The 8,216-nt window shown below is 76.0% G+C and carries 2 protein-coding genes and 2 pseudogenes; all 4 read right to left on the reverse strand.

The window, feature by feature from the left end; genetic code table 11:
- Nucleotides 1–437: pseudogene (locus IH13_RS39810) on the reverse strand (hypothetical protein); the annotation flags it as partial.
- A gap of 441 nt (nucleotides 438–878) precedes the next feature.
- The gene (locus IH13_RS0126425; protein ID WP_051835931.1) at nucleotides 879–1,796 is read right to left on the reverse strand and encodes a type VII secretion system-associated protein; all 918 of its coding nucleotides are present in this window, start codon (nucleotides 1,794–1,796) and stop codon (nucleotides 879–881) included.
- 53 nt (nucleotides 1,797–1,849) lie between these two features.
- On the reverse strand, nucleotides 1,850–2,053 hold the full coding sequence (locus IH13_RS0126430; RefSeq protein WP_031088477.1) for a hypothetical protein: 204 nt from the start codon (nucleotides 2,051–2,053) through the stop codon (nucleotides 1,850–1,852).
- A gap of 19 nt (nucleotides 2,054–2,072) precedes the next feature.
- Nucleotides 2,073–8,216 (reverse strand): annotated as a pseudogene (locus IH13_RS0126435) (toxin glutamine deamidase domain-containing protein); the annotation flags it as partial.

Here is an 8,216-nt window from a genome sequence, read left to right on the forward strand (position 1 = left end):
GTCACGGCGCGCTGGATCGCGGACTCGACGGGGTCGCCGGCCCTGGGCCAGCCGAGCGCCTCGGGCGAGGGGCGGTAGTGCTCGTTGTCCTCCCACGCGACGATCCGGCCCGAGGAGTCGGTACGCCACCGGCCGGGCACCGCCCACGGCGGGGGCGTGCCCTCGCCCGGCCACGCGGCGTCGGGGACGCTCAGCCACCGGCCGGGCAGGGCCCGGGCGGCCTCGACGACCTCCGGGGGCGGTTCGGGCAGCGACTCGTCCGGGGCTTCCGCTCCGTCGTGCACGGCCTCGGGGCCGACGGTGGCGGCGGGCCCGGCGGACGTGGTGACGGTCCGCCCGTACACCGGTGTCGCGGTGGTGTCCTCGGCGACGGGGAGCGGTTCGGGCGAAGGCGCGGGGGCCGGCTCCGGGACGGGCCTGTCGTCGTACTCACTCACCGGCGGGCACTCCAGAATCAGCGGACACGGTCCATCCTCTCGCACTCACCCTCACCCGTCGGCAGGCCCGTGGTGCGGGCCCCGTAGCCGGCTTCCCTGCCCCGACAGACCGGGCGGGCCGGGACGTGACGCCGCGGGGCACGACGGGGCCGCTCTGGGTCCGGCCCGGACCTGCCGTCCGCTCCGTACGCCACGAGAGGCGCCGTCGCCTCGGGGAAGACGCCGTTGCGCCGCCCCGCGTTCCACCGCACGACCGGCGCACGGGGCCCGACCGCGAGAGGTGCCTCCGCTTACGGGCGGGAGACCGCCTTCGACGACGGGTCGAGGATACCGTTCAATGGTGAACCGTACACGCCGTGACGTGAGTTCGGTGGTCCGCCGAGCAGCGTCCCGGTGTCCTGCTCGTGGCCCTCGGGTGAACCGTCCGGGGCAGCCCGCGGATCAGGATGCCTCCGCCGTCCCGGGTCCGGAACGCTTCCGTTTCACGGTGGTCTCCGTACGGGTGGCGGTGTCGTCCGCCCCCTCGGGCGCCGGGGGCGTGCAGTCGGGTCGGCCGGCTTCCGGTCCGCCGAACGGCGGGTCCGCGACGCCGCCGGAGTCCCCGGGCCCCGGTGCGGGTTCGGGCGGCCACGCGTCGCCCTCGCCCCACGCCTCGTACCGCTCCAGTTCGGCCTTGGCCGCCCGCAGCGCGCTCGCCGTGACGAGTTGCCCCACCGGGGCGGAGGAGCTGAGGAACAGCACCTCCCTCCCTTCGGGCAGCCGGTCCACGAGGTCGGGCACGAACATCATCGTGTGCGGGGGCAGTTGGCCCTGTCCCATGTCCGGTGCCGCCGAGAAGACGGGCACGGCCTCGGTGCCGTCCTCCGCGGCGGTCACCGCCGGGCCGCCGTCTCCGTCGACGCACACGGCCACTTCGGCGTCGGCGAGCATGAGGGCGAACAGGTCCTCCGACGCGTAACCGGTGGCGACGAGTTGGGCGGCGGCGTCCACGGGGCCGACCGGCGGGGCCCAGCCGTGCGCGTCGGGTGAGGGCCGGTACCCGGTGTTCGCCTCCCACTCGACGATCTCCCCGTTCTCGTCGCTGCGCCAGCGGCCGGGGCTCGCCCAGGAAGGCGGGGGCTCGCCCTCGTCGCCGCTCCAGTGACGGTCGATCACGGACAGCCAGTGGCCAGGGGCCACCTTGGCGGCCTTGACGTAGTCCTCGGACGGCTCCCGGAAGCCCGGACGGCCCTTCAGCACGGCCGACGGGCCGCCCTGGGCGGTGGCGGGGCCGGGGCCCTCGTCGGGGGGCCCGGTCGCGGTGTCCGCCTCGGCGGTGGCCTCGGGCTCCTGGTCCGGCGTCCCGGCGGGGTTCGTCATGGGGGCAACTCCATCGGTGTGCGGTGTGCGAAGTCAGGTGTGCGTCCGCCTGGTCAGGTACGGGGGGCGGGGGCCCGCCCCGGAGCGGTCTCCGCCCCGGCCGGGGCTCCGGCGGGCGTCGCGGTGTCCGACGGCCCTGCCGGCGCCTTCCCGTCCCGGTCGGGAGCGAGCCGAGCGGCCTCCCTGATCTCCTCGGGAACGGGCGGCGCGGCGTCGTCGCCGGGACCGGTCACCCCCGCGGCGGTGTTGTCGTTCATGGGTTCCTCGTCGGAAATGTCACGCGCGGTCGTCGTTCAGTATGCGGCGGAGCCCTTCGGCCAGGGAGCCGGGCGGGGGCAGGTCCCGCGCCCGGAACCAGGCGTCCACCAGCCGCTCCAGCCGGTCGGCGGTCAGGACACCCTCGCCGGGACCGGGCACGGCGTCGGGGCCCAGCGCCGCCAGGAGGCGCAGGGCGTCCTCCAGTACGTCGCGGTGCTCCGCCGACCACGCGGCGACCGCCGGGTCGGCGGGGCCGGCCGGGCCCGTCCGCTCCTCACCGTCCGGCGGGCCCGCCGGGTCCAGCGCGTGCCCGTCGGGGAACCTGCCGTCGACGGCCACGTGTTCCCGCAGCTCGGCCTCGGTCAGGGGGGCGATCCGCCGGTAGCGCACACGGGACAGGGCGTCCGCCACCCGGTTCAGCCGTGCGTCGCTCTCGGCGGTGGTGTCCCCCGGTCCGTCCGGGAGACCGGCGAGATGGCCGTCCCCGTCACGGACGAGCAGGGCGGGCGGTGCGTCACCGGTGCGCCCGCCGTGGATCACCACCTCGCCGTCCGGGGCCGCCACGGCCACCGCCGTCCCGAGCCCGCGGGCCGCCGCCGCCGCGAGCGGGCCCATCGGCAGGGCCGCACCCCGGACCCCGTGGGACGGGTCGGCCAACAGCACCCGCAGACGCCGGGCGGGGCTCAACGGGACCCGTGCGGCCGGGAGTCTGTCGCCGAGGAGCATGCCCTCCGTGCGCTGGGAGACGTCGAGGGGTGCCCCGATCCGGTCCAGGAGGCTCAGCGGGATGTCCCGGCTCCCGTCCAGCGGCGGCACCTGCGAATCGGACACGTCGTCGTCGGTGACGGCGTCGTCCAGCCAGGCGCGGAAGTCGTCGGCCGTCTCGACGCCCGCCTCCCGGAGCGCGTCGGCCGCCGCGTGGCGGAGGGCGGACAGAAGGGTGTCGACGGTGCGGTCGCCGTCTCCCGGCGACGTGTGGAGGGCGAAGACGGTGCCGTCGAGCTCGGCGGTGTACGGGCCGGTGCGGCGGTAACCGTCCGCGGGTGCGGGGGCGCCGGCCTCACCGGTGATGGCCTCGCCGGCGGGTTCCGCGGTCTGCGGCGACGGTCCGCCCGCGTCGTCGCGGGAGGCGGGGTGCGGGTAGGCAGGCGTCTCACGGAACGCGTGGTCGGCGTGGTCGAGCCCCGTGTCGGGCTCCTTCGGCGCCGGCAACGGGTCGGTCGGCCCGCTGAACGCCCCGGACAGCGCCCACGGGGCGGCGGGGGCCGCCGCGGAGGCGGGCCCGGTGTCCGACGGCGCGAAGAAGGACGGTCCCTGCTGCGCCACCGCCCCTGCCACCGCGGCCCGGTCCCAGGCCCGCACGCTGTGGTACTGCGGGACGATCGACAACCCCGACAGTTCCAGGGGGACACCCGTCGAGCCCGCGGCGGCGAGCAGCAGGAACTGCAGGGCCACCGGCAGCGGGGGCTCCGCCTGGTCGTTGGCGGTGAAGTACGCGCTGACGGCGAGGCGGAGGTCGCTCCATGTGAGGGGGGAGCGGGCGCCGTCGGCCGCCCGGGCCAGGTCCAGGGCCCAGAAGCCGCGCAGCAGCGCTTCGTGTGCGTCCGCGTCGTTCTCCAGTGTGGGGCCGTAGACCAGCCGGACGGCTCGGACCCACCGCTGTACGTCGGGTGCCCTGCCGCGGTCACCGGTGATCCGCTCGGCCCACCGGCCCAGTTCGGCGGTCGAGGGCTCGGGGCGGAAACCGGCCCACCGGTCGCCCTCGGCCAGCCGCCAGTGCGGTCCGACCGTCCCGTCCGCGGGCGCCAGGAACGCTTCGATGCCGCTGCCGGGAGCCCAGACCCAGCGGTCCAGGCCGTTGGCCAGGACCTGGCCGGCCGGCGGCGTCTCCAGCGGGGGGCCCGCCAGGTCGGCCCCCGTGACCACGACCGGGGTCTGCGGTGCCAGTGCGGTCAGGTCCCCGTCGACCGCGAACAGGAAGTCCACGACCCGGGCGTAGTCGACCACCACGTCGGTGCCGTCGGCCAGGGCGAGGAGCGCGCCTCCGGGGCCGCCGCGGAGCCCGACCAGGTACGCGTGGCCGAACGGCAGCGGCCAGGGCGGGCTCTCCAGCGGCACCGGGCCCGGTCGCAGGAAGGTGAACGCGGACACCTCGGGCAGCAGGCCGTAGGTGTCCCGCAGTCCGTCCTGCCAGTCCCGCATCGGCCGGGAGGACGTCCCCACCGGCCTGCCGTGCGCGTCGCGGTGCCTGACCACCAGCACCCGGTCCAGCGGCACCCGCGAGCCGTCCACCGCGACCATCTCCGACGCCCACACCATCGGCGGAGGCGTCCGCCCGGGATCGGCCAGGACCTCCAGAGCACCCCGCGCCGCCTCGGTCAGCGCGCGGAGCTGCGCCTGGTGCTGCGGGGGAACGCTGTCGAGGGCACCGTACGCCTCCTCGACGGCCGTACGCAGCGCCTGGTGCACGGGGTCGTCGACGGGCAGCGGGGTTCCCAGGGCGTACGCGCCCACCGCACGGGCGATCGTCTGGCTCTCCCCCACGGACATCAGTCTCCGGACACCGCCGGCCTGCGGCAGGCCCGCCATCAGCACCATCTGCACGAAGTGGGCGAGGCCGCGGACGACCTGGTCGTCCAGGACCCGGGCGACGGACTCGCGGAGGACGTCCTCGGGCAGCGGCGCCCGGTGGGTGAGCGCCCGCCGGTATGCCTCGCGGCTGAGCTGCGACAGCTCGGCCACCGCCCGCCGGATGTCCTGGGGCGCCATCAACTGCGCGTTGTCGTAGGCGAAGTGCCGCAGCTCCGTGAGGACCAGCGGAATCTCCAGCCGGCCGTCGTCGGTGTCCAGGGTCGGGTACTGGTCGTCGTCCATGTCGACCATCTGCTTCTGGGTGACGACCTCGCCCCCGGAGGTGCGCCCCGTCAGCACGGACGTCGTGTGCTCGCGGGCCGACGGCACATCCCCGATGGTGGCGTCGAAGTACCCGGGGAAGAACGGCTTGTCCGGCGTGATGGCCGCCCGGTAGAGCTCCAGCAGCCTCCCGAGCACGACGCCGAGGTGGGCGCTGATGCCGTCGTGGTGCTGGTCGAGGAAGGCCCGGGTGCGGGGCCGCAGCGCCCGCAGGACGCGGTCCAGCGCGGGGCGGGACGCCACCGCCAGGCCGTTCTTGGCCATGAACGCGGACGGGCCCTGGTTGAGGATGGCACCGGTCGGCCTGGCGACGGTGTGGGCGTAGCCGAACCGCAGGTAGCCCCACATCTCGTCGATGTCCGGGATCGGGGAAAGGAAGGGAACGACCAGGTCGGGCACGTCGGTCCGGCCGGTGAAGGCGCGCACGAAGTCCGCGGTGGCCTTCATCCCGAATTCCCTGCCCGACGCCTCCACCGCGCCGATGGCGCCCTTCGGCAGCCGGTCCACCGCCCGGTCCTGGAGCACGCTCAGGCCCAGGGCCGGGAATCCCGTGGTGGGCTGTACGTAGGCGAGGTCCGTCCTCGCCGGGTTCGGGCCGACCAGGGCCCGGTCGCCCAGGCCGGTGGTCGTCCAGCCGTCCTGGGCGGGGAGGAGAGCGGCGAGAGTCGTCTGCGGGGCGGCACCCGGCTCGTCCCTGCCGTCCATGGCCCGCTCCACCCGCTCCAGCCGTGCCAGCGCCTCCTCCTGGGACTGGCGCCGCTCGCCCGGGAGCACCGCCATCGGATCGACGACGATCTCGCCGATGAGGTAACTGGCCTGCTGGGGCTTCGGCTCTCCCGGGGCGGTCCTGGGGTAGGTGATGTGCAGCCGCCCGTCGGTGGTCCGCCAGAGCCCCGCGTGATCGGTGACGATCTTGAAACCGGGTGCGTGGGCCAGGACCAGCTTGGCCGGGACGTCGCCGATGCCGTCGATCACGAACACCTGGCGCTTCTCGACCTCCAGGCCGAGTGCGCCGTACCGGCGCCCGGTCGCCGCGTCCAGCACGGCGTGCGGGGTGGACGACGACGGCGCGAACTCCGGCAGCGCACGCTCCAGGACCCGCCCGGCGGGGTCCATGACCACCACCCGCGCGTCCGACGCCGCGACCGCCGGGGGAAGCGCCGACACCTGACGGCCGTCACCGGCCGACACGTCGACCCACACCACACCGTCACCGCCCCCCAGGTGGTACGCCGCCCACGCGTGCCCGAGCGCCCCGCCCCGGCGCCGCGCCAGGACGAACGCCACCGCACCCGGCCCGTGAACGGCGACCGCGTCCAGCACCGACTCCCACGACCGCACCCCGCGCCACCCGGGACCGACCACCAGCGACGACTCCGCCGACGTCACGCCGGTCACCGTGTCGTCCACCGTCACCGCGGGACGCACACCCCGCGGGTACAACGCGTCCCGCAGCGCACCCAGCAGCACCAGGCACCGCTCGACGGACAGGTCCGCCGTGGGCCCGCCGTCCGCCACCCGACGCGCCACCGCCGTCAACTCGGCCCGGCCGAGCACCGGAAGAAGCCCACGGCCGTCGAGCCGCCGGGCGCCCACGGACGCGGGAGAGGCCGCCGGGACGGGGGCGTGGGGCTGCGGCTCGTACGTGTTCCCCGTCTCGTCCCACAGCGCGCGGAAGGCCGCCCAGACGCCGGCCTCCCCTCTGGGGTTGGAGCCCCACGGGTGAGCGCCCTCCGGGTCACTGCCGTACAGCTCCCGCAGCAGCGGCAGCAGCTTCGGTTCGTGGTGCCTGACCCACCTCGCGCCGTTGTTGCGGGGCAGACCGGTGGAGGGATCGGTTCCGGTGTTGGTGCCGAGATAGGCGTTGGTGAGCTGGGCGAAGAACTCGAACTCGTCCTGTGCGGAGTAGTTCCGGTGCGTGCCGGAGGGGTCGTACAGCGGGCCGTCGGGCCACCGGGCCGACTCGCCCGCCAGCACCTTGTCGTGGAACGCCTCCGTGACGAGCCGCCGTTGGTCCTCGGTGAGTCCGTGGCGGTGGACGGCGTGCGCGAAATCGTGCGTCGCGGCGGAGTAGCCGTCGGCGTACAGCCCGGCGCCCGGCACGCTCGTCGCCCCGCCCAGCAGGTTCTCCTCGCCGACCGCGACCTGTCCGTCGGCCTGGACGCCGCGCACGGTCTCGAAGGGGCGGCCGTCCTGGGCCGACTCCCCCCGCAGGACACGGAACGCGTCCAGCGACGTCACGGCGGCGTCCTTCGGGACCACGACCATCCGCACGCCCTCGTTCAGCATCCGCTCCGCGACGGCGGGAGAGCGCAGCATCCGTGCCACCTGGGCCCGCGCCTCGATGCCGGAGGAGACGGGCAGCTCCACGCCTGCCGGGACGTCCACCATCAGCAGGGCGGCGGTCCGCGCGAACCCCTCGGCGGGAAGGGCCAGGCGCAGCCCGGCGGTCAGCGCCCGGTCGGCGGCGAGGGCCGCTCGGTCCCGCGGCGACAGGGGCAGCAGCCGGGAGGCCCGTTCGTCCTCCGTCATCGCGGGCAACCGTGCGGCCAGCTCCGCCCGTTCGGCCGCCGGCAGGTCCGGCCGCGGTGCCGGGGACGGGGACGGGGCCGGCACGGTGGAGGCGGGGGTCTCGGCCGTCCCCCGTTCCCCGGGCGGCGGCGCGGGCAGGGGCTGACCGCTGAACCGGCCGGAGCGGGTCGGTCGGGCGGGGGCCGAGGACATGGAGCTGCGCAGGGACGGCCCCGCGCCGGTGCTCTCCGCGCGGCGACCGGTCTCCAGCGCGCTGGTGAGGCCCGGCAGTCCTTCCCAGGCCCGGCGGTGGCGGCGCGCCTGCTCGCCGAGTTCCCGCCGGGCGTCGTTCAGGTCCCGCTCGATGCCGCCGGCCTGGGCCCGGATCGCGTCGCGGACCCTGGTCGCGCGCCCCAGAGCGGCCTTCGCCTGCAGCACCGTACGCTCCGCGCGGGCCACGGCCTCCTGCGCGTGGCCGAGCTCCCGGGTGAGCGCGGTCTCCCGCCCGAGGAGCCCTTCGAGGCCGGCCCGCAGCGCGTCGGCGTCCGTACGGGCGGTGGCCTCCGCCTCCAGGTGCTCCTGACGCTGCCGGCTGAGGGCGGCTCCCCGTTCCCGGATGTCGTCTGCGAGGTCCTCGGCCGCGGCCGCGGCGCTTCGTCCGGCGGGGACCGGGCCGGTGGCGGCCGCGATGAGCTGCCGGAGCCGTTCGGCCTCGGCCCGTGCCTCACGCCACTGCTT

It is taken from the genome of Streptomyces sp. NRRL WC-3549 (assembly GCF_000721935.1).
Lineage (GTDB): Bacteria > Actinomycetota > Actinomycetes > Streptomycetales > Streptomycetaceae > Streptomyces.

Coding starts and splice junctions, on each gene's coding strand:
- IH13_RS0126425 (WP_051835931.1), bottom strand. CDS start 1,796: ATGACGAACCCCGCCGGGACGCCGGACCAGGAGCCCGAGGCCACCGCC.
- IH13_RS0126430 (WP_031088477.1), bottom strand. CDS start 2,053: ATGAACGACAACACCGCCGCGGGGGTGACCGGTCCCGGCGACGACGCC.